This is a genomic window from Paraburkholderia sp. SIMBA_054 (genome assembly GCF_046534875.1).
GTDB lineage: Bacteria > Pseudomonadota > Gammaproteobacteria > Burkholderiales > Burkholderiaceae > Paraburkholderia > Paraburkholderia hospita.
In genome coordinates this window covers 222,311-243,277 of the sequence record NZ_JAWRXV010000006.1, presented here as the reverse complement: position 1 = coordinate 243,277, position 20,967 = coordinate 222,311, and the positions used below count along the sequence as shown (strand labels likewise).

The window sequence follows — 20,967 nt, the reverse complement described above, 5'->3', positions numbered from 1 at the left end:
CGGGGTCGCCGTCTCGCGCCATTTTTTTGAATCGATCAAGCAAGGTTCGCTCAGCCGATCGTCATCAAATTCGCATTACCGCCTGCTGCTGCCGTATTCACGCTCACCGAACGCTCCGTCAACAGACGTTCGAGTGCGTAATCCTCATCGCCGCTTTCCAGCGCCCGCGCCGCAACGCCCTGCACCGACACGATCGGGCCCGCGCGCTTCGCGATGTCCTTCACGAGCGTCAGCAGCTCGTCGCTGTCGCCTTCGAAGAGCGCGGCATCGAACGATGTTTCCGCGTTCTTCTTCACGCTCGCGTACTGCTTGAGCGGCGCCGGCAGCGCAGCATACAGCTGCTCGCCCGCCGCGCCTTCGAACAGCGCCTTGTTGCCCGTCGCCAGCGCCGCCGCGAACTGCACGCGCGCGCCGCTTGCCGTCGACGCGACACACAGCACCGTACCGCGCGCGCCGAGTGTGTACGTGTTGCGCTCGCCCGTCGGACCGGACAGCACGGCCGTTGCGCCCGCCGGAATGTTTGCCAGATAGCCATCGCAACGCGCGGCCAGTACGGGCTCGCGTTCCGCGATCAGCCAGTCGCGCAGTGTTGTCAGCGCTGCGGCAGGATTATCGCTTGCCGCGTTGCCGTTTTGCGCACCGTTCGATGCAGCTTGCGAACCGTCAACCATCAGCGTTTGCGCGAGCGACTTCGGCAAACCAGCGGGACGCGTCGCGAGCAGACGTTGCAGATACAGCGCGCCGCCCGCCTTCGGACCCGTGCCCGACAACCCTTCGCCGCCGAACGGCTGCACGCCGACCACGGCACCGATCACGTTACGGTTCACGTAGATGTTGCCCACGTGTGCGCGGCTGATCACATGCGCGATCGTTTCATCGATACGCGTATGGATGCCGAGTGTCAGGCCATAACCCGTTGCGCGGATCTGCTCGAGCAGTTTGTCGAGCGCGCTGCGGCGATAACGCACCACGTGCAGCACCGGACCAAACACTTCACGCTTCAATTCGTCGATGCTGTCGAGTTCGATCAGCGTCGGCGGAACAAACGTGCCGGCTGCGCAGCCGTCCGGCATTGCCAATTGCGTAACCTTGCGGCCCTTCTCGCGCATCCCGGCGATGTGCGCGTCGATACCGCGCTTCGCGTCCGCATCGATCACGGGACCCACATCGGCCGACAAGCGATCCGGGTTGCCAACCGCCAGTTCCTTCATCGCGCCCGTCAGCATTTCGAGCGTGCGATCCGCGACGTCGTCCTGCAGACAGAGAACGCGCAGCGCCGAACAACGTTGACCGGCCGAATCGAACGACGACTGCAGCACGTCCGCAACCACCTGTTCCGCGAGCGCCGACGAATCGACGATCATCGCGTTCTGACCGCCCGTTTCGGCGATCAGCGGAATCGGCTTGCCTTCGGGGTCGAGACGGTTCGACAGCGTCTTGTTGATCAGACGCGCGACTTCCGTCGAGCCGGTGAACATCACGGCACGCGTGCGTGCATCGGCGACCAGAGCGGCGCCGACCGTTTCACCGTCGCCCGGCAGCAGTTGCACAGCGCCTGCCGGCACGCCGGCTTCGCGCAGAATGCGCACGGCTTGCGCGGCGATCAGCGGCGTCTGTTCAGCAGGCTTCGCGAGCACCGTGTTGCCTGCTGCGAGCGCAGCCGCAACCTGACCCATGAAGATCGCCAGCGGGAAATTCCACGGGCTGATACACACCACGGGACCGAGCGGACGATGCGTGTCGTTCGAAAATTCGTCGCGAATCTGCGTCGAGTAGTAGCGCAGGAAGTCGATGGCTTCGCGGATTTCGGCGACGGCGTTCGGCAGCGACTTGCCCGCTTCGCGCACGACGAGACCCATCAGCGTATGCATCTGCGCTTCGAGCAGATCGGCGGCACGCGCGAGGCAATCGGCGCGCGCTTCGACGGGCGTCGCCTGCCAGATCGGCGCGGCAGCGACGGCGTGCGAGAGCGCAGCGCTCACATGTTCCGGCGTCGCTTCGACAACCGTGCCGACAAGGTCGCGATGATCCGACGGATTGCGCACGTCGCGTGCATTGCCGACGGCGATTTCGTTGTCTTCGAGCATCGGCGCGGCGCGCCACGGATGATGCGCGCTCGCCAGCAACGCCGACGACAGCGACGCGAGACGATGTTCGTTCGACAGATCGAGGCCCATCGAGTTGGTACGCTCCGCACCGAAAAGATTGCGCGGCAGCGGAATCTTCGCGTGCGGCGCGCCGAGCGGCACGACCTTCGAGGCTTCTTCGACTGGATCGGCAACGAGGTCCTTGATCGCCACGCTTTCATCGGCGATACGGTTCACGAACGACGTATTCGCGCCGTTTTCCAGCAAGCGGCGCACGAGATACGCGAGCAGCGTTTCATGCGTGCCGACGGGCGCATACACACGGCACGGCCGGTTCAGCTTGTCGCGGCCCGTGACTTCTTCGTACAGCGGCTCACCCATGCCGTGCAGGCACTGGAACTCGTACTGGCCGGGATAGTAGTTCTGACCCGCGAGGTGATAGATCGCGGACAGCGTGTGCGCGTTGTGCGTCGCGAACTGCGGATAGACGGCATCCGGCGCGCCGAGCAGCTTCTTCGCGCACGCGACATACGACACGTCCGTATAGATCTTGCGCGTGTACACCGGATAGCCTTCGAGACCATCCACCTGCGCGCGCTTGATTTCCGTATCCCAGTACGCGCCCTTTACGAGACGCACCATGATGCGGTGACGGCTGCGGCGTGCCAGATCGACGATGTAGTCGATCACGAACGGGCAGCGCTTCTGGTACGCCTGCACGACGAAGCCGATGCCGTTCCAGCCTTGCAGCTCAGGATCGAAGCACAGCGCTTCGAGCAGATCGAGCGAGATTTCCAAGCGGTCCGCTTCTTCAGCGTCGATGTTCAGGCCGATGTCGTAGCGGCGCGCGAGGATCGCCAGCGCGCGCACGCGCGGCAGCAGCTCGCTCATCGTGCGTTCCTGCTGCGAACGCGAATAGCGCGGATGCAGCGCGGACAGCTTGATCGAAATGCCGGGGCCTTCGTAGATGCCACGGCCGCCTGCCGCCTTGCCGATCGCGTGGATCGCCTGTTCGTACGACGCGTAGTAGCGCTGTGCGTCGGCTTCCGTCGTCGCGGCTTCGCCGAGCATGTCGTACGAGTAGCGGAATCCGCGCGCTTCGAACTTGCGGCTGTTCGCCAGCGCTTCCGAGATGTTTTCGCCCGTGACGAACTGCTCGCCCATCAGGCGCATCGCCATGTCGACGCCCTTGCGGATCAGCGGCTCGCCGCCCTTGCCGATCATGCGCGTGAGCGCCGACGACAGACCCGTTTCGCTATTCGTCGTCACCAGCTTGCCGGTGATCATCAGGCCCCAAGTCGCCGCGTTCACGAACAGCGACGGCGCATGACCGACGTGCGAACGCCAGTCGCCCTTGCTGATCTTGTCGCGGATCAGCGCATCGCGCGTGGCGCGATCGGGAATGCGCAGCAGCGCTTCGGCGAGGCACATCAGCGCGACGCCTTCCTGGCTCGACAGCGAGAACTCGTGGATCAGCCCTTCGACGCCGCCGCCCTTGCTTTTGCCGCGCAGCGTTTCGACGAGCTTGCCCGCCAGGGTCTGCACGTCGCTCGCGATATTCGCGGGCAGGCGCGCCTGGCCGAGCAGGAACGGCACGCACTCCGGTTCGGGACGGCGATACGCCGCCGTGATCGCCGCGCGCAGCACCGACTGCGGCTGCACGCTCTGCGCGAATTCGAGGAACGGATGCAGCCCGTCGCTATCGTCGGAATCGGCGGCGCCTTCGACCAGTTCGGTTGCGTTATGGTGGCCCGACAGTTCGGCGGGAAGTTGACCGTGTTCGATCTTCTCCAGGTACGCGAAGATCGCCTGCTTGATCAGCCAGTGCGGGGTGCGTTCGAGACGCGTGGCGGCATCTTTCAGCCGGGTACGCAACAGATCGTCGACTTTGACGCCAAGAGTGGTGCTCGCCATGGTTCCTTCTTTATGCGCCGGGCGGACGCCGGCCAAAGACTTAAGAGTTGGCCGAATCGTACCCCTCTCAATAAAAAGGTGCAACCAGTGGCGAGAAACGGTTGCACCCTTTAGTAACGCCCGTCACACAAGGGTTTGCGGCCGGTGTGCACCGTCTGGATGCACGCGGTTGCGCTCGGTGTTTTCCCTGGATCGGTTTATTTTCAGGCAACCCTTATCGAAACGAAAATCGCGCCGTTATACCGGTCATGAATGCGCAATGACGCACGGTACGGGGTTCGAAGTCTCGCTATACGGGGTGACCAAAATGGAAAAATGGCTGGTAGTGACCGGGGTCTGGATGATGTTCGCGACGTGCATGGTGCTGTTCATCCGCGGCGCGACGGGTGTGTCGCGCCGCGAACTGGTGCCCATTGAAGTGCGCGACGACGAGCGCGACGCGCAGCCGAAGTCGATTCGCGGCTAAGCGTTTCGAGGTGCGAGGCGCGCTGCAAATACGCGCCTCGATGACGCGGATGCCGTCAGCGCATCCGCGCGAATCGGCGGCAGCTGTCGAGCGGCGCGACGAGCTGGTCGTGAACCAGACACAGGCGGCTGTCGGCGACACTGGCGCCGAAGCCCGACCCGAATACAGCGAGGCCCGGAATGCTCTGCTCAAGCGAATGCCGATCCTCGGCGCGAAACCGGCAATCCGCGCAGCACGGCCGGCGCTCGCCGGGCTGCGCGTCGATAGCGTCGTCGAGGACGGGCGCGCTCACGAGCCCTGCCCCAAGCTATTCCAATACGGTGCGAACACGTGCGCGGACAGCGCGTAGCCGATGGCGATATTGACGGCGACGCCAACCGTGAACGCGATGAACGGCTTGATGCCCGTGGCCGCCAGTGAGCGAACGCGCGTCGTCAGTCCGATGCTGAAGAAGCAGAGGATGAACGCCCATGTGCGCAGCGCGGTAATCGGCGCGACGAATTCCGGCGTCACCACCTTGCGGTAGTCGGCGAGCGAGTAGTGGCTCGCGATCCACGTGACGAGCGCCGACGCAATCACGAAACCGATCACGAACTTCGGAAAGCGCGCCCAGATTTCGCGCGCGTCGGCCTTTGCGGTTACGCCGCTTTCGCTGGACTCCCAGCGCGTCGTCGCGACGATCGCGAGCAGGAACGCCCAGATGCCGATCCAGATGTCGCGGCCAACCACCTTCATCAGCGTGAACGCCTGAAGCGACGCTTCGGGCGATCCCGCGATCGCGCCGCCCGCATGCTTCGCGAAGTCCCCGTACGCCTGGGCGGCGGCAATGCCCGCGGCGTCGGCGAATTCCGAAGTGCCGATCCATGCGCCCGCGACGGCCGTCGACAGTCCGAGCGAGCGCGAGGCGAACGGCAGCACGAAGATCATCACGATCGCCCACAGGATCACCAGCGTGATCGCCACCGACGCATGCTCGCGTTTCGCGCGGACCGCGCCCGCAATCGCGATCGCCGCCGACACGCCGCATACCGCACCGCCGACGCCGAGCACCGCGGCGAACCGCTTGTCCAGGCCGAGCGCCTTCGCGGCGAAGAAGATCACGAAGAACGTGACGAGGGAAACGATCGTCGCCTGTCCGACGGCAACCGGGCCCGCCCAGACGAGCAGCGTGAACGGCAGCGTCGCGCCGAGCAGCACGATCCCCACCTTGATGTAAAACTCGACGCGCAATCCCGCCGAAAACCATTCGGGCAGACGGAACACATTCGAGATCAGCAAGCCAAGCGCGAGCGCGACGAGCGGCGGCTCCAGGTTGTACTTCGACGCATTGGCCCACGCGCCGACTTCGAAAATCAGCACCGACACGGCGAACAGGATCGCGAACGACGCCAGGAAGTGTGCGATGCGCTGCTTGAGCACGCTCAGGCTGACGCCGAACAGCACGGCAAACACGGCGAACAGCGCGATGTAGTTCGGCAGATGCTTGACCAGGTCTTGTCCGGCCGCGCCGGGGTCGGTCCATTTCGCGGGCGCCGTCGCAAGCCACTTGATGCTGCTGCCCGACGCAAACAGCGCCCACGCAACCACGATCACCAGCAGGCCGACCCATACGGCCCACCAGTCTTCCGTCGAAAAAAGTCCGCCGCCGCCTGTCGTGCTTGCCCGTCGCGAAGGCTGTGCGCCCGCCGGCAAGGTGTGTCTTGTATCGCTCATCGTTGTGCCCCGATCAAAGTTGGCGGCGCACGCGCTATCGATTGTTGTGATTCATGCGCCGATCCGGCGAAATATAGTCGAGCGATGTCGCGAAACGAAACGACCTTTCGTTTTATCGATATGACTTAAATGGATTTACGGGCAGATACGCGCGGTTTGACGACAAACGGCTTACAGTCCGGCTCGCTAGATGTCGAGCGGGTCGACTTCGATGCTCCAGCGCAGCACGCCTTTCAGTGTGCGCAACACGGGTTGCCAGGCACGTAGCGTCGTCTGCAACGCCGCCCGCGACGCGCTTTCAATCAGCAATTGCGCGCGATGCACGTGCATCACCTTGACGATGGTGAGCGGCACGGCGTCGTAGACGGTCACGCGGCTGGCAGCGGGAATGTCGGTCAGCACGGCCGCCGCCTGTTGCAGGAACGTCAGCGCGGCGTCCAGTGTGCGGCCTTCGGCGCGCAGCATCGCCTGATAGACGAACGGCGGCAGATGCGCGTCGCGCCGTTCGGCCAGCGTCGAATTGGCGAAGCCGACGTAATCGTGGCGAGCCAGCGCGTGATACAGCGCATGACGCGGATAGCGCGTTTGCACCAGCACCTCGCCTGGCAGACCGGCGCGGCCCGCCCGGCCGCTCACCTGCATCAGTTGCGCGAAAAGGCGCTCGCTCGCGCGGAAGTCGTGGGAAAACAGCGCTGTGTCGGCGTTCAGCACGCCCACCAGCGACACCCGGCGAAAATCGTGGCCCTTCGCGATCATCTGCGTGCCGACGAGAATATCCACCTCGCCCGCGTGCACGTCCGAAAACAACGCCTGCGCGCTGCCCTTGCGCCGCGTGCTGTCGGCATCGATGCGCAGCACGCGCGCGCCCGGCACCGCGCCGGCGAGCGCTTCTTCGATACGCTGCGTTCCGCGTCCGAGCGGCGCGATATCGACATTGCCGCATTCCGGACACGAGCGCGGAATGCGCGATTCCCAGCCGCAGTGGTGGCAGCGCAGTGCGCGCTCCGGCTTGTGCAGCACGACGTAGGCACTGCATCGCGGGCAGCCCGCGACCCATCCGCATGCGTCGCACGCCAGCTGCGGCGCGTAGCCGCGACGGTTGAGGAACACGAGACTCTGTTCCTTTCGCTCGAGGCGCGCCTTCAGTGCCGCGATCAGCGGCCCCGACAAGCCCTCCACTGAAGCGCGTCCACGCCGCTGCTCGTCTTCCAGGTCGACGAGGTGGACGGTTGGCAGCACTGCGTCAGCGACGGCGCGGCGCGTTAACGTGAGCCGCGTGTAGCGTCCTTGCTCGACCTGCCACCAGCTTTCCAGCGACGGCGTAGCCGAGCCGAGCACGACGGGCACGTCCACTTGCTTCGCTCGCCAGATGGCGAGATCGCGCGCGGAATAGCGCAAGCCTTCCTGCTGCTTGTACGCCGGGTCGTGCTCCTCGTCGACGACGATGATGGCCAGATGCGGCAGCGACGCCAGCACGGCGAGCCGCGTGCCCAGTACGATGCGCGCCCGCCCGGTGTGCGCGGCAAACCAGTTGCGGGCGCGCTCGCCCTCGGCAAGACCGCTGTGCAGCGTGACGATTTCGGTATCGTCCATCGACGCGAAGCGCGCGCGGAACGCAGCCTCGAATTGCGGCGTCAGATTGATCTCGGGCACGAGGACGAGCGCCTGCGCCTGCGGATTGGTCGCCAGCAGTCCCGCCAGCGCCCGCAAGTAGACCTCCGTCTTGCCGCTGCCCGTCACGCCATGCAACAGGAACGGCGCGAAGGCTTGCGCGTCGCGGATCGCTTCGACGGCGGCGGTTTGCTCGTCTGTGAGCGTCGGCAGCGTCGCGCTGCGCGGAGTGTGATCCCGCGAAAGGCTGTGCGCGGCGGGATCGACCACTTCGAGCGCGACCCAACCTTCGGCTTGCCACGCGTCGAGCGTCGCGGTTGCCTTCGCGTGCAACGCGCGGGCTTCCGCGGCGGGCAGCGTGTCGGCTTCCGCGAGCGCGGCCGCAAGACGGCGCAACGCCGTGGCACGGGCAGGAAGCGCGTCGGGCAACGCGGCGCGCCCTGCGGGCAACAGACGATAGCGCTCCTCGGGAGCGAAAAGCCGCGTCCAGCGCGCCGCATCGCGTAATGCCTGGGGAAGCGCTGGCAGCGCGACTTCACCGATGCCGCGCTGGTAGTAGTCGGCGGCGAACTGCGTGAGTTGCAGCCAATGTTCTGAAAGCGGCGGGCAAGCGGCGCAGACGCTATGGACCGACTTCAGACGGTCGGGGGGCACGTCACTGTGAGCAGTCACTTCCATGACGAGGCCCACAATATGCCGCTTGCCGAACGGCACGCTGACGAGCATGCCCGGCGCCGGCGCCAGTGAGGCGTCACAGCGGTAATCAAAAAGCGTCGGCAGAGGATGATCGAGCGCGACGCGGACGTAGGTGCTCGTCAGATCGACGACCCGCATAGGCACCGTTCGCATGAAAAGTTATTCACAGGCCGAGAGCCGCTGCCGACACACTTAAAGTAAAACTTCAATTTCGGCGCTAAGTTTTGATTTTGCATCGACAATTGCGCCTGATCTCGCCTGCCTGTGGATAACTTTGTTGAGAACTTGGCCCGGATGTCCCGCAAGGGCCGTGGTACGGGCCTCTGTGTGGGATAACGCACATTTGTCTTAGGAACCCGGAAACCCTTGTCGCTCAAGGCCTTCAACAGATTTCCGCGTACTTTTCAAGCCGGCTGCGACGATCGATCCCTCTACTGCGCCGCAGCGTGACAAGTGTGCATAAGTCAAGTCTTGACAACGCTAAGAGGGCCTCGGGGCGGACTTTGGAACGCTATTTTCCCCTCACACCGAGAGCCCATGTCGTTGCATCGCAACAAAAACGTCACAATCCGGATGCCTTTCACGCCTTGGCGTCGCCACCCGCCGACCGGATCGTGCGGCTATGCCGATGCACTTCATCGACCAGTTCGGCGACGTTTTCGGGCGGCGTGAACTGCGAAATACCATGTCCAAGATTGAAGACGTGACCGGGGAAATTACCGAAGCTGTCGAGCACCGCGCGCGCTTCGATGCGGATCGTCGACGGCGGCGCGAACAGCACGGAAGGATCGATGTTGCCCTGTAGCGCCACCTTGCCGCCGACGCGCTCGCGCGCCTTGCCCAGGTTCACCGTCCAGTCGAGCCCGACAGCATCGACGCCCGTCGCGGCGATCTCTTCGAGCCACAAGCCGCCGCCCTTCGTGAAGGTGATAACGGGCACGCGGTTGCCGTCGTGCTCGCGCTTCAACTGACTCACGACCTGCTGGATGTAGTGCAGTGAGAAGCGCTGATAGATGCCGTCGGCGAGCGCCCCGCCCCACGTGTCGAAAATCATCACGGCTTGCGCGCCCGCTTCGATCTGCGCGTTCAGATAGGCCGCAACCGCCTTCGCGTTGACGTCCAGGATGCGATGCATCAGATCGGGACGGGCATACAGCATTGACTTCACGGTCCGGAAATCGTCGGAGCCGCCGCCTTCGACCATATAGCACGCAAGCGTCCACGGGCTGCCCGAGAAGCCGATCAGCGGCACGCGCTGACGGCCTTGCGCGTCGGTGAGCGCGGTGCGGATCTGGCGCACCGCGTCGGTGACGTAACGCAACGTGCTGTCGATATCCGGCACAGCCAGACGCGCGACGTCCTCTTCAGTGCGCACCGGACGCGCGAACTTCGGCCCTTCGCCGACCTGGAAATCGAGGCCGAGACCCATCGCGTCGGGGATGGTCAGGATGTCGGAGAAAAGAATCGCGGCGTCGAGCGGATAGCGTTCGAGCGGCTGCAACGTGACTTCCGTCGCGTAATCGGGATTCTTCGCGAGCCCGAGGAAGCTGCCCGCGCGGCTACGCGTCGCGTTGTACTCCGGCAGATAGCGTCCTGCCTGGCGCATCAGCCAGATCGGCGTGTACTCGGTCGGCTGGCGCAACAACGCGCGCAGGAAAGTGTCGTTGAGGAGGTTGTGGGCCACGGCGCTCGCGACTGAAGGCAAAGAGGCATTTTAACCGCTGAGCGCCCGACGCCGCCTCCGTAATCCTGGCAATTGCTGTTTGTCCTATGCCTTCGGGTCGATGGTCACCGGTAGTTGTGCGGACTATTATCGATTCCGTTGCACCCACATAGATAACGATAAAGGAGACTCGATGAAGAAAGCTACGTTGGCCCTTCTTGGCGCCATCTGCTGCGCCGGCGCGGTCCAGGCGCAAAGTGTCGCACCTGCGGCATCGTCGCGGCTCGATGAGATTCTCGCGCGAGGCACAATGCGGGCGTGCACGACGGGCGACTACAAGCCGTACTCGTTCTATAAACAGGACGGCCAGTTCGAAGGCATCGACATCGACATGGCCGAGTCGCTGGCGAAATCGCTCGGCGTTAAGGCGGAGTTCGTGAAGACGTCGTGGTCGAACCTGATGACCGACTTCGTTGCGAAGTGCGATGTCGCCGTCGGCGGTGTGTCGACGACGCTGGATCGGCAAAAGCGGGCTTTCTTCACGGTCGCGTATCAGGTGGACGGAAAGTCGCCCATCGTGCGTTGCGACGACGTCGAGAAGTACCAGACAGTCGCGCAGATCGACCAATCGACTACCCGCGTAATCTTCAATCCGGGCGGCACCAATGAGCGGTTCGCGAAGCAGTTCTTTCCGCATGCGAACCAGGTCCTCTATCCGGACAATGTGACGATCTTCAAGCAGATTCTGGCCGGCAAGGCGGATGTGATGGTGACGGACGCGTCTGAGACGCTGTTGCAGCAAAAGCTCAATCCCGGTTTGTGCGCGGTACATCCTGACAAACCGTTCCAGTATGGAGAAAAGGCATGGCTGGTGCCGCGTGGCGATGTGGTGTTTCAGCAGTATGTCGACCAGTGGTTGCACCTCGCTCGCGCGTCGGGGGAATACCAGTCGATATCCGACAAGTGGCTGAAATAACGCCGAGATTGTGACGGCCGGGGCAGTCGCACTTACCGATTGGTACATGCGGCTGCCTGAAGATCGCTCTGGCGTATTTGAGTCCTCGCGTGATCGCTGACAAGTCCCGTCAGGACGGTCGGTTATTGCTGTACCGCAGCATTTTTGACGCTGTATGGCAAACGGCAGTTTTAAACAAGTACCCGCGTGATCCGTATGAGCATTCGACTTTGGAGCCTTGCGCGGGCGGGCCGGACGAACGGCGAACCGCTGAAAACGGGATAGCGCAGCGCAGTATCCGATTTGAACGGTCGGGCGAAAGGCGGCGCAATGGCCTCGAAAGGTATCGGCAATATTTGCCGAACAGGCGTTTCGATATCGCAAAAAATCCCGCAACGCCTTATCTGACGGGCGTTACAACCTGAAACACTTTGTTACCGCGCGAGCCGGGTAATTCGCCCACAATGCCTTTCACGGGTTCAGCACGGATGCGGCCGGGTAGTAGTGTCTTTGAACACAGCTTCCTGACCGGTCGACGGACAAGCGTCGAAGCTCTTCAAAGGGGCATCTCTGCTGGAATCGTGATCGGCGTCGATCGCGCCGAGTAGTCGGTTCCTCCAATGGTCTCCTCGCGCTAACCCCGTAGCGTGTGGTTTTTAGCGGGCTCCAGGCCCGCTTTTTTTTTGCCCTGCCAAACGTTTGCGCGCCATCAAGCTTCTGTGCGCGAGCGGGCACTTTCCCCTCAAAGCGAAACGCCGTGTGCCCTGCACACGGCGTTTCGCTTTTCTGCTTCGGGATGCAACTTCGCTACGTCAGGCGGTCTTGTCTTCTTTCAAACGAAGCTCGTCGATCATCCGTTCGCGCATCACGAACTTCTGAACCTTGCCGGTCACCGTCATCGGAAGCTCGTCGACAAAGCGGATGTACTTCGGGATCTTGTAGTGCGCGATCTGGCCGCGGCAAAACTCCTGCACATCCTCGGCCGTAAGATGCTCACCGGCCCGCACGACGATCCACGCGCACACTTCCTCGCCGTACTTCGAATCCGGCACGCCGAACACCTGCGCGCTCTGAATCTTCGGGTGGCGAAACAGAAACTCCTCGATTTCGCGCGGGTAGATGTTCTCGCCGCCGCGAATCAGCATGTCCTTCAGGCGGCCGACGATGTTGCAGTAACCCTCGGCGTCGATCGTCGCCAGGTCACCGGTGTGCATCCAGCCGTCGACAACGCTTTCGCGTGTCTTGGCTTCGTCGCCCCAATAGCCGTCCATTACCGAATAGCCGCGCGTGCACAGCTCGCCCGTTTCGCCCACGGGCACGATATTGCCGAGCGGATCGACTACCTTCACTTCCAGATGCGGCTGAATCCGGCCGACTGTGGTCGTCCGTTTGTCCAAGGGATCGGTCGTCGAGCTCTGGAACGACACGGGACTCGTCTCCGTCATTCCGTAGGCAATCGTGATTTCGGCGAGGTGCATCTGCGACACGACGCGTTTCATCGTTTCGATCGGGCACGGCGAGCCCGCCATGATGCCCGTGCGCAGCCGCGACAGATCGAAAATCGCGAAGTCGGGATGATCCAGTTCAGCAATGAACATGGTCGGCACGCCATGCAGCGCCGTGCACTTCTCCTCGGCGACGGCTTTCAGCGTCGCGCCCGGGTCGAATGCCTCGCCGGGGAACACCATCGCAGCTCCCACCGAAACGCACGCCAGCACCGCGAGCACCATTCCGAAGCAGTGATACAGCGGTACCGGGATGCACAGGGAATCCTGCTCCGTGAGCCGCATCGCCATCGCGATATAGCGTGCGTTATTCACGACGTTCCGGTGCGTCAGCGTCGCGCCTTTCGGATTGCCCGTCGTGCCGCTCGTGAACTGGATATTGATCGGGTCGTTCGCGTCGAGCGTTGCGCCGATTGCGTCGAGTCTTGCGGGATCGAATGCGGTGCGCCCCCGTTCGATGACGTCCGAGAACGTGAGCATGCCGGGCGTCTCGGTGTCGCACATCCGGATCACGATGCGCAAGTCGGGTAGCCGTGCGGCGCGCAGATCTCCGGGCGTGGCCGACGCCAGTTCGGGCGCCAGCTCCTGCAGCATCTGCAGATACATCGACGACTTGAATTTCTCCGCAGAGATAATCGCCTTGCAACCGACCTTGTTCAGCGCGTACTCAAGCTCGGCCAGGCGATAGGCTGGGTTGATATTGACGAGCACTGCGCCGATACGCGCCGTCGCAAATTGCGTCATCAACCACTCGACGCGGTTCGGCGACCAGATGCCAACGCGGTCGCCCTTCTGGATGCCCAGCTCCAGCAATCCCGACGCCAAAATGTCGACTTCTTGCTGAAACTCCTGCCAACACCAACGAATCTCCTGTTCACGAAACACCACAGCCGGCCGCTCGGGGAAGCGCCGTGCCGTATCGACAAGAAACTGTCCGACCGTCGACTCGCTGAGCGGTATGTCAGTCGAACCGCGCACGTATGACAGCCCATCTTTCGGTTCGATGACTGCGCCCAGTCCTGCCGCTTGCGTTGCCATGGTGTTGTCTCCAGAGATGAATCCCAGTATTGGAATGAGTTTGCGACCGATTGTGCCCCGCGGATGATCCGTCCGGCATCAAGTCTTACCCGCAGCTTTCCAGCTGTTTCGGGCTCGTCGGTATGATTTTGCTTACCTTTCCGTAAACGTCAAGTAGGCGACAAAAAAAAGCAGCCACGAAGGCTGCTTTTCAATTGTGCTGCTTATTGCTGTCCGCGCAGCTTACGCAGACGCTGGATCGCCGCCAGCTGAGCCGTCGCATACGCGAGTTCCGCTTGCGCAGTCGCGTATTCGAGGTTCGAGCCAGTGTTCTGGAGCGCTTCTTCTGCGCGCTTGCGAGCCTGCTCGGCTTTCGCTTCGTCGAGATCCTTGCCGCGGATCGCCGTGTCGGCCAGAACCGTCACCGCGCCCGGCTGAACTTCGAGAATGCCGCCAGCAACGAACACGAACTCCTCTTCGCCGTTTTCAGATTCGATGCGCACGGCACCCGGACGAATCCGCGTGATGAGCGGCGTGTGGCCCGGCAGAATGCCGAGTTCACCCGCTTCGCCCGGCAGCGCAACGAACTTCGCCTGGCCCGAGAAGATCTGCTCTTCCGCGCTGACGACGTCTACCTTGATGGTTGCCATTTATGTCGACTCCTGTCGACCAGAGACGGCGCGTCAGCGCCAAACTCCGGTCCCATGGTTGAGTGTAGGACGAGGCGCCCGCGTTGCCCGACGGCCGTCTTGCGACGGCGGCCGCGCGCGAGCCGGCGCCCGCTTCATTACACCCAGCCGTTACTGGATCTTCTTGGCCTTTTCGAAGGCTTCGTCGATCGTGCCGACCATGTAGAACGCCTGCTCCGGCAGGTGATCGCACTCGCCGTCGACGATCATCTTGAAGCCACGGATCGTTTCCTTCAGCGGCACGTACTTGCCCGGCGAGCCCGTGAACACTTCAGCAACGTGGAACGGCTGCGACAGGAAACGCTGGATCTTACGAGCGCGCGCGACCGACAGCTTGTCTTCCGGCGACAGTTCGTCCATGCCCAGAATCGCGATAATGTCGCGCAGTTCCTTGTAGCGCTGCAGCGTCTGCTGAACGCGGCGCGTGATCGAGTAGTGCTCTTCGCCGATCACGTGCGGGTCGATCTGACGCGAGGTCGAATCGAGCGGGTCCACTGCCGGGTAGATGCCCAGCGAAGCGATGTCACGCGACAGAACGACGGTTGCGTCCAGGTGGCCGAAGGTCGTAGCCGGCGACGGGTCGGTCAAGTCATCCGCAGGGACGTACACGGCCTGAACCGACGTAATCGAGCCCGTCTTCGTCGACGTAATACGCTCTTGCAGCTTGCCCATTTCTTCAGCCAGCGTCGGCTGATAGCCCACTGCGGAAGGCATACGGCCCAGCAGTGCCGACACTTCCGTACCGGCCAGCGTGAAACGGTAGATGTTGTCGACAAAGAACAGCACGTCGAGGCCTTCGTCACGGAAGTGCTCGGCCATCGTCAGGCCCGTCAGCGCGACGCGCAGACGGTTGCCCGGCGGCTCGTTCATCTGGCCGTAGACCAGCGCGACCTTGTCCAGAACGTTCGAGTCCTTCATTTCGTGGTAGAAGTCGTTCCCTTCACGGGTACGCTCGCCCACGCCCGCGAACACGGAGTAACCGCCGTGCTCTTTCGCGATGTTGTTGATGAGCTCCATCATGTTGACGGTCTTGCCCACGCCAGCACCACCGAACAGACCCACCTTGCCGCCCTTTGCGAACGGGCAGATCAGGTCGATAACCTTGATACCCGTTTCGAGCAGTTCCGTCGACGGCGACAGTTCGTCGAACCTCGGCGCCTTCTGGTGGATCGAGCGCGTCGTTTCGCTCGAGATCGGGCCGGCTTCGTCGATCGGACGGCCCAGCACGTCCATGATGCGGCCGAGGGTCGGCTTGCCGACGGGCACGCTGATCGGCTTCGCGGTGTTCTTCACCACGACGCCACGGCGCAGACCGTCCGACGAACCCAGACAGATGGTACGGACAATGCCGTCGCCCAGCTGCTGCTGGACTTCGAGCGTCAGTTCCGAACCTTCGAGAATGAGCGCGTCGTAAACCTTCGGCATGTTCTCACGCGGGAATTCCACGTCGATCACCGCGCCGATGCACTGTACGATCTTGCCTTCTACCAAAGCAGTAGTACTCATCGCTTTTCCTTTAGATACTCAATTCTTCACTCGCGCAACGGCGCAGTTTCGGTGGACTCGCCAGAAGGCGCTTCCGCGTGTCGACGTTAGCGTCAGACTGCCGCGGCGCCACCGACGATTTCCGACAGTTCCTTCGTGATCGCTGCCTGACGGCTCTTGTTGTACACGAGCTGCAGTTCGTTGATGACCGTCTTCGCATTGTCCGAAGCGGCCTTCATCGCGACCATCCGTGCCGACTGTTCCGATGCCATGTTTTCCGCGACGGCCTGATAGACCAACGCTTCGACATAACGCACCAGCAGTTCGTCAACGACGGTTTGCGCGTCCGGCTCGTAGATGTAGTCCCACGACGTTTTCGGCGTCGGACCATCCTTGTCGTCCTTGCGCTCGAACTGTTCCGCCGACAGCGGCAGCAACTGCTCGATCACCGGCTCCTGCTTCATCGTGTTGACGAAGCGGGTGTACGCGATGTACACGGCGGAAACCTTGCCTTCCGAGTACATGTCGAGCTGAACCTTCACAGCGCCGATCAGTTTCTCGAGGTGCGGCGTGTCGCCCAGTTGCACGACGTTCGACACGACCTTCGCGCGCAGACGGTTCAGGAAACCAAGACCCTTGCTGCCGATTGCCGTCGCTTCGACCGTCTTGCCCTGACCTTCCAGCTCCTTGAACTTCTGGAGCGAAGCGCGCAGCACGTTCGTGTTCATACCCCCGCACAGCCCCTTGTCAGTCGTGACAAGGATGAAGCCTGTCGACTTCGCCCCTTCGTTCGTGACCATGAACGGGTGACGGTATTCCGGAGTAGCACTGCTCATGTGCGCAGCGATATCGCGGACCTTGTCGGCATACGGGCGAGCAGCGCGCATGCGCTCCTGAGCGCGGCGCATCTTCGATGCGGCCACCATCTCCATCGCTTTCGTGATCTTGCGCGTGTTTTGCACGCTCTTGATCTTGCCGCGAATTTCCTTCATTCCAGCCATTGCTTGCTCCTTGATCGAAGCAGCACGAACGCGCTTTCACGCGCCCACGCTGCTTCAAGGTCCGTTTATGCCTTGCGGATCACTCGCGGATCAATAAGCGCCCGACTTCTTGAAGTCCTTGAGTGCGGCATGCAGCGCGCCCTCGTCGTCCTTCGAGAGGTCCTTGTTGTCTTCGATGCGCTTGATCAGGTCAGCGTGCTTCGACTTCAGGAAATCGCGCAGGCCCTTTTCGAAAGGCAGCACTTGCGACACTTCCAGATCGTCGAGGTAGCCGTTGTTCGCTGCGAACAGCGACACCGACAGCTCCCACACTTGCAGCGGCTGATACTGCGGCTGCTTCAGCAGTTCCGTCACGCGGCGGCCGCGCTCCAGCTGCTTGCGGGTGGCTTCGTCGAGGTCCGATGCGAACTGTGCGAACGCTGCCAGTTCACGGTACTGTGCGAGGTCGGTACGGATACCGCCCGACAGCTTCTTCACGACCTTCGTCTGCGCCGCACCACCAACGCGCGACACGGACACGCCGGCGTTAATTGCCGGGCGGATACCTGCGTTGAAGAGGTCGGTTTCGAGGAAGATCTGGCCGTCGGTAATCGAGATCACGTTCGTCGGAACGAATGCGGTCACGTCGCCAGCTTGCGTTTCGATGACGGGCAGTGCCGTCAGCGAGCCGCTCTTGCCCTTCACTTCGCCGTTCGTGAACTTCTCGACGTACTCTTCCGAGACGCGAGCAGCACGTTCCAGCAGACGCGAGTGCAGATAGAACACATCGCCCGGGTAAGCTTCACGGCCCGGCGGACGGCGCAGCAGCAGCGAGATCTGACGGTATGCCCAAGCCTGCTTGGTCAAGTCGTCATAAACGATCAGCGCGTCCTGGCCGCGATCGCGGAAGTATTCGCCCATCGTGCAGCCGGCGTACGGTGCGAGGTACTGCATCGCTGCCGATTCCGAAGCCGAAGCGGCGACGACGATCGTGTATTCCATCGCGCCCGTTTCTTCGAGCTTGCGAACCACGTTCACGATTGACGAAGCCTTCTGCCCGATCGCGACGTAGATACAGAACAGGTCTTTACCCTTCTGGTTGATGATCGTGTCGACTGCGACGGCCGTCTTGCCGCACTGGCGGTCGCCGATGATCAGCTCGCGCTGGCCACGGCCGATCGGCACCATCGAGTCGATCGACTTCAGACCGGTTTGCACCGGTTGCGACACCGACTTACGCCAGATCACGCCCGGAGCAATCTTTTCGATTGCGTCGGTTTTCTTCGCATTGATCGGGCCCTTGCCGTCGATCGGATTGCCCAGTGCGTCGACCACGCGGCCGATCATTTCCGGGCCCACCGGCACTTCGAGAATGCGGCCCGTCGTCTTGACGACGTCGCCTTCCGAGATGCTTTCGTATTCGCCCAGAATCACCGCGCCGACCGAGTCACGCTCGAGGTTCAGCGCGAGGCCGTACACGTTGCCCGGGAATTCGAGCATTTCGCCCTGCATCACTTCCGACAGGCCGTGGATACGCACGATACCGTCGGTCACGGAGATCACGGTGCCCTGGTTGCGAACGTCTGCGCTCGCTTCAAGGCCCTGGATCCGGCTCTTGATCAGCTCGCTGATCTCAGAGGGATTGAGTTGCATTATTCGCTCCTGATAGTCAATTCTGTTGCGTGCCAGCCGTCACAACCACGTGAGGGCTTCAGGCCGTCAGAGCCGTCTGCATGCTGGCGAGCCGCGCGCGGACCGAGGTATCGAGCACTTCGTCACCAACCGTCACGCGAACGCCGCCGATCAACGACGCGTCCACCTGGACCGTCGGCTTCAGCTTGCGCTTGAATTTGCGTTCGAGGCTTGCGACGAGGTCGTTCAGCTGCGCACCTTCAAGGGGGAATGCGCTGACGATCAGCGCATCGGCCGCACCTTCGCGGGCGTTCTTCAACTCTTCGAACTGCGTGGCGATTTCCGGCAAGAGCGGCAGACGATGATTGTCGACCAGCATCTGAACCAGATTCTTCGCCTGCGGGTTGTCCTTGAGCGGCGATTTCACCGCGGCCAGCAGCAGGTCGCTGATCTGGGCACGGCTGACTTTCGGGCTCGAGGCAATCGACAGCACTTCGGGCAGACGCGCAACCTGTGCCAGCTCCTGCACGAGCGTGGACCAGGCGGCGGTGTCACCAGCTTCGGCCACGCCAAACAGCGCTTCTGCGTACGGACGGGCGATGGTTGCAAGTTCGGCCATGATCAGAGCTCGGCTTTGAGTTGATTCAGCAGGTCGGCGTGAGCCGCCTGGTCGACTTCGCGCTTCAGGATCTGTTCGGCACCCTTCACGGCGAGCGCGGCGACTTCGCCACGCAGCGTTTCACGCGCCTTCACGACCTGCTGATCGGCGTCGGCTTTCGCCTGAGCGATGATGCGCGCAGCTTCGGCTTGCGCCTGTGCCTTGATTTCGTCAGCGACTGCGACTGCACGCTTTTCGGCGTCAGCAATACGTTGCTGACCGTCGTTGCGTGCCTGAGCGAGCTCCTGGTCGACGCGCTTATGCGCCGCTTCGAGTTCCAACTTGCCCTTTTCAGCGGCCGAGAGGCCGTCGGCGATCTTTTTCGAGCGCTCGTCGAGGGCGTTGATCAGCGGCGGCCACACGAACTTCATCGTGAACCACGCGAGGATCAGGAACACGACCATTTGCGCAAACAGGGTTGCGTTGAGATTCACGGTGTTTCCTTAAACGTTGCTTGGTCGGAGGAGGAAACGGCAAGGCGCTCATCGATTCATTGCTCGATCAGCGCCTTAGTGCCCGTTCCGCTTCGCGCCTTATCAGTTATAGATCAGGCGCACACTTCCGAGGAACCTCAGCCTGCCAGCTTCGACAGCAGCGGGTTCGCGAACGCAAACAGCATTGCCACACCAACGCCAATCAGGAACGCCGCATCGATCAGACCAGCCAGCAGGAACATCTTGGTTTGCAGCGGGTTCATCAGTTCCGGCTGGCGAGCGCATGCTTCGATGTACTTGCCGCCCATCAGACCGATACCGATACAGGCGCCGATAGCACCCAGGCCGATGATGATGCCGATACCGATGGCGGTCAGACCCTGGATGTTGGCGATGAAAGCTTGCATGATCACTCCTTGTGAAAAGTCTTTTTGGAACTGGGATTTAAAAAACTACGATTCTTGAAACTCTGATTCTTTCTTACGACGCCACGTTAGTGGGAGTCGTGTGCCTGGCCGATGTACACCAGCGTCAGCATCATGAAAATGAACGCCTGCAGCAGAACGATCAGGATGTGGAAGACCGCCCACACGCTGCCCGCGATCACGTGGCCGATGAAGCCAAGCACCGTCGTGTCCGCGCCGAAGCTCCAGATGCTGCCGAGCAGGGCAATCAGCAGGAACAACAGCTCGCCCGCGTACATGTTGCCGAACAGCCGCATGCCGAGGGAAACCGTCTTCGCGACGAACTCGATGATGTTCAGTGCAAGGTTCGGGATCCACAGCAGCGGATGCGCGCCGAACGGAGCGGACAGCAACTCGTGCACGAAGCCGCCTGCGCCCTTGATCTTGAAGTTGTAGTAAATCATCAACGCGAACACGCCAAGCGCGATGCCGAGCGTGCCGTTCAGGTCGGCAGTCGGAACGATGCGGTGGTGCGGGATGACTTCCGACAGACCCAGCCAGCCGATCACGCGGCCCGGCAGGTCGACGGGGAGAAAGTCGAGCGAGTTCATCAGCGCGACCCAGACGAACACGGTCAGCGCCAGCGGTGCGATGAACGTGCGATTGCCGTGGATCATCGACTTCGATTGATCCTCGACCATCTCGACCAGCATTTCGACTGCGCACTGGAAGCGGCCCGGCACGCCGGACGTCGCCTTACGCGCAGCGAGACGCAAGATGAGGATGGTGACGAGACCGCATACGATCGACCAGAAAAGCGTATCGAGATTCCAGACGTGGATGTCGAAGATCGACGTCTGATGAGCGGTGGAAAAATTCTGCAAGTGGTGCGCAATGTACTCGGACGGATCCAGAGCGCGCGTTCCTTCGCTAGCTGCCATATCGTTAGTGCCACCCAAATTGTCGAAAATTTTTCCGGGCCGCTCCCGCCGCAATACTTTATTGCGGGAACACGCCAGCGCGGGACTTTGTCGAACCCGCGCGCCTCGTTGCTGACG

17 protein-coding genes are annotated in these 20,967 nt (G+C 62.2%); 3 read left to right on the top strand and 14 right to left on the bottom strand.

Going from position 1 to position 20,967, the window contains the following annotated elements; translation table 11 throughout:
- Window positions 1-50: 50 nt before the first annotated feature.
- Window positions 51-4,001 (bottom strand): trifunctional transcriptional regulator/proline dehydrogenase/L-glutamate gamma-semialdehyde dehydrogenase, encoded by a 3,951-nt coding sequence (gene putA / locus SB822_RS09905; protein WP_079483752.1) that lies wholly within the window; start codon window positions 3,999-4,001, stop codon window positions 51-53.
- 259 nt (window positions 4,002-4,260) lie between these two features.
- Between putA and SB822_RS09900 the strand changes: the two genes are divergently transcribed.
- Window positions 4,261-4,467, top strand: a complete 207-nt coding sequence (locus SB822_RS09900; protein WP_007581627.1) for a hypothetical protein — start codon at window positions 4,261-4,263, stop codon at window positions 4,465-4,467.
- A gap of 55 nt (window positions 4,468-4,522) precedes the next feature.
- On the opposite strand, the gene SB822_RS09895 is transcribed toward SB822_RS09900, so the two are convergent.
- The 4 genes from SB822_RS09895 to hemE all read right to left on the bottom strand — a co-directional run bounded on the left by SB822_RS09895 (window position 4,523) and on the right by hemE (window position 10,171).
- A complete protein-coding gene (locus SB822_RS09895; RefSeq protein WP_007581629.1) occupies window positions 4,523-4,759 on the bottom strand; it encodes a hypothetical protein in 237 nt (78 codons plus the stop codon).
- Window positions 4,756-6,180 carry a YeiH family protein gene (locus SB822_RS09890; protein WP_410854541.1) on the bottom strand — a complete coding sequence of 475 codons (1,425 nt, stop codon included), beginning with the start codon at window positions 6,178-6,180 and terminating at the stop codon, window positions 4,756-4,758. Before SB822_RS09890 ends, SB822_RS09895 begins: the two co-directional genes overlap by 4 nt.
- 186 nt (window positions 6,181-6,366) lie before the next feature.
- Complete coding sequence (locus SB822_RS09885) at window positions 6,367-8,625, bottom strand: primosomal protein N' (RefSeq protein WP_090834688.1); 2,259 nt, start codon at window positions 8,623-8,625, stop codon at window positions 6,367-6,369.
- Between the two features lie 442 nt (window positions 8,626-9,067).
- Complete coding sequence (gene hemE, locus SB822_RS09880; protein ID WP_007748976.1) at window positions 9,068-10,171, bottom strand: uroporphyrinogen decarboxylase; 1,104 nt, start codon at window positions 10,169-10,171, stop codon at window positions 9,068-9,070.
- Between the two features lie 172 nt (window positions 10,172-10,343).
- Between hemE and SB822_RS09875 the strand changes: the two genes are divergently transcribed.
- Window positions 10,344-11,126, top strand: coding sequence for a transporter substrate-binding domain-containing protein (locus SB822_RS09875; protein ID WP_090834690.1), 783 nt, complete (start codon window positions 10,344-10,346; stop codon window positions 11,124-11,126).
- 89 nt (window positions 11,127-11,215) lie between these two features.
- Window positions 11,216-11,530 carry a hypothetical protein gene (locus SB822_RS09870; RefSeq protein ID WP_158660525.1) on the top strand — a complete coding sequence of 105 codons (315 nt, stop codon included), beginning with the start codon at window positions 11,216-11,218 and terminating at the stop codon, window positions 11,528-11,530.
- A 387-nt stretch (window positions 11,531-11,917) separates the two neighbouring features.
- On the opposite strand, the gene SB822_RS09865 is transcribed toward SB822_RS09870, so the two are convergent.
- The 9 genes from SB822_RS09865 to atpB all read right to left on the bottom strand — a co-directional run bounded on the left by SB822_RS09865 (window position 11,918) and on the right by atpB (window position 20,850).
- Window positions 11,918-13,648 (bottom strand): AMP-binding protein, encoded by a 1,731-nt coding sequence (locus SB822_RS09865; RefSeq protein WP_090834693.1) that lies wholly within the window; start codon window positions 13,646-13,648, stop codon window positions 11,918-11,920.
- A 203-nt stretch (window positions 13,649-13,851) separates the two neighbouring features.
- Window positions 13,852-14,277 carry a F0F1 ATP synthase subunit epsilon gene (locus SB822_RS09860; RefSeq protein ID WP_007581641.1) on the bottom strand — a complete coding sequence of 142 codons (426 nt, stop codon included), beginning with the start codon at window positions 14,275-14,277 and terminating at the stop codon, window positions 13,852-13,854.
- Window positions 14,278-14,427: 150 nt separating this feature from the next.
- Complete coding sequence (gene atpD, locus SB822_RS09855; protein WP_039900422.1) at window positions 14,428-15,822, bottom strand: F0F1 ATP synthase subunit beta; 1,395 nt, start codon at window positions 15,820-15,822, stop codon at window positions 14,428-14,430.
- Between the two features lie 92 nt (window positions 15,823-15,914).
- Window positions 15,915-16,802: a F0F1 ATP synthase subunit gamma gene (atpG, locus tag SB822_RS09850; protein WP_007581644.1), complete on the bottom strand. Its 888-nt coding sequence runs from the start codon at window positions 16,800-16,802 to the stop codon at window positions 15,915-15,917.
- Window positions 16,803-16,892: 90 nt separating this feature from the next.
- Window positions 16,893-18,434 (bottom strand): F0F1 ATP synthase subunit alpha, encoded by a 1,542-nt coding sequence (atpA, locus tag SB822_RS09845; protein ID WP_007581646.1) that lies wholly within the window; start codon window positions 18,432-18,434, stop codon window positions 16,893-16,895.
- A 58-nt stretch (window positions 18,435-18,492) separates the two neighbouring features.
- Window positions 18,493-19,032, bottom strand: a complete 540-nt coding sequence (locus SB822_RS09840; protein ID WP_007581648.1) for a F0F1 ATP synthase subunit delta — start codon at window positions 19,030-19,032, stop codon at window positions 18,493-18,495.
- A gap of 2 nt (window positions 19,033-19,034) precedes the next feature.
- Window positions 19,035-19,505 carry a F0F1 ATP synthase subunit B gene (locus tag SB822_RS09835; protein ID WP_007742789.1) on the bottom strand — a complete coding sequence of 157 codons (471 nt, stop codon included), beginning with the start codon at window positions 19,503-19,505 and terminating at the stop codon, window positions 19,035-19,037.
- 137 nt (window positions 19,506-19,642) lie between these two features.
- Window positions 19,643-19,912: a F0F1 ATP synthase subunit C gene (atpE, locus tag SB822_RS09830; RefSeq protein WP_007180033.1), complete on the bottom strand. Its 270-nt coding sequence runs from the start codon at window positions 19,910-19,912 to the stop codon at window positions 19,643-19,645.
- An 86-nt stretch (window positions 19,913-19,998) separates the two neighbouring features.
- Complete coding sequence (atpB, locus tag SB822_RS09825; protein ID WP_007581682.1) at window positions 19,999-20,850, bottom strand: F0F1 ATP synthase subunit A; 852 nt, start codon at window positions 20,848-20,850, stop codon at window positions 19,999-20,001.
- Window positions 20,851-20,967 lie beyond the last annotated feature (117 nt).

What these genes read in the sequence shown, in the direction of transcription:
- atpA (WP_007581646.1), bottom strand. Translation starts at nt 18,434, where the DNA reads ATGCAACTCAATCCCTCTGAGATCAGCGAGCTGATCAAGAGCCGGATC.
- SB822_RS09900 (WP_007581627.1), top strand. Translation starts at nt 4,261, where the DNA reads ATGACGCACGGTACGGGGTTCGAAGTCTCGCTATACGGGGTGACCAAA.
- SB822_RS09865 (WP_090834693.1), bottom strand. Translation starts at nt 13,648, where the DNA reads ATGGCAACGCAAGCGGCAGGACTGGGCGCAGTCATCGAACCGAAAGAT.
- atpE (WP_007180033.1), bottom strand. Translation starts at nt 19,912, where the DNA reads ATGCAAGCTTTCATCGCCAACATCCAGGGTCTGACCGCCATCGGTATC.
- SB822_RS09885 (WP_090834688.1), bottom strand. Translation starts at nt 8,625, where the DNA reads ATGCGGGTCGTCGATCTGACGAGCACCTACGTCCGCGTCGCGCTCGAT.
- atpD (WP_039900422.1), bottom strand. Translation starts at nt 15,822, where the DNA reads ATGAGTACTACTGCTTTGGTAGAAGGCAAGATCGTACAGTGCATCGGC.
- SB822_RS09890 (WP_410854541.1), bottom strand. Translation starts at nt 6,180, where the DNA reads ATGAGCGATACAAGACACACCTTGCCGGCGGGCGCACAGCCTTCGCGA.
- atpB (WP_007581682.1), bottom strand. Translation starts at nt 20,850, where the DNA reads ATGGCAGCTAGCGAAGGAACGCGCGCTCTGGATCCGTCCGAGTACATT.
- putA (WP_079483752.1), bottom strand. Translation starts at nt 4,001, where the DNA reads ATGGCGAGCACCACTCTTGGCGTCAAAGTCGACGATCTGTTGCGTACC.
- SB822_RS09875 (WP_090834690.1), top strand. Translation starts at nt 10,344, where the DNA reads ATGAAGAAAGCTACGTTGGCCCTTCTTGGCGCCATCTGCTGCGCCGGC.
- SB822_RS09840 (WP_007581648.1), bottom strand. Translation starts at nt 19,032, where the DNA reads ATGGCCGAACTTGCAACCATCGCCCGTCCGTACGCAGAAGCGCTGTTT.
- SB822_RS09860 (WP_007581641.1), bottom strand. Translation starts at nt 14,277, where the DNA reads ATGGCAACCATCAAGGTAGACGTCGTCAGCGCGGAAGAGCAGATCTTC.
- atpG (WP_007581644.1), bottom strand. Translation starts at nt 16,802, where the DNA reads ATGGCTGGAATGAAGGAAATTCGCGGCAAGATCAAGAGCGTGCAAAAC.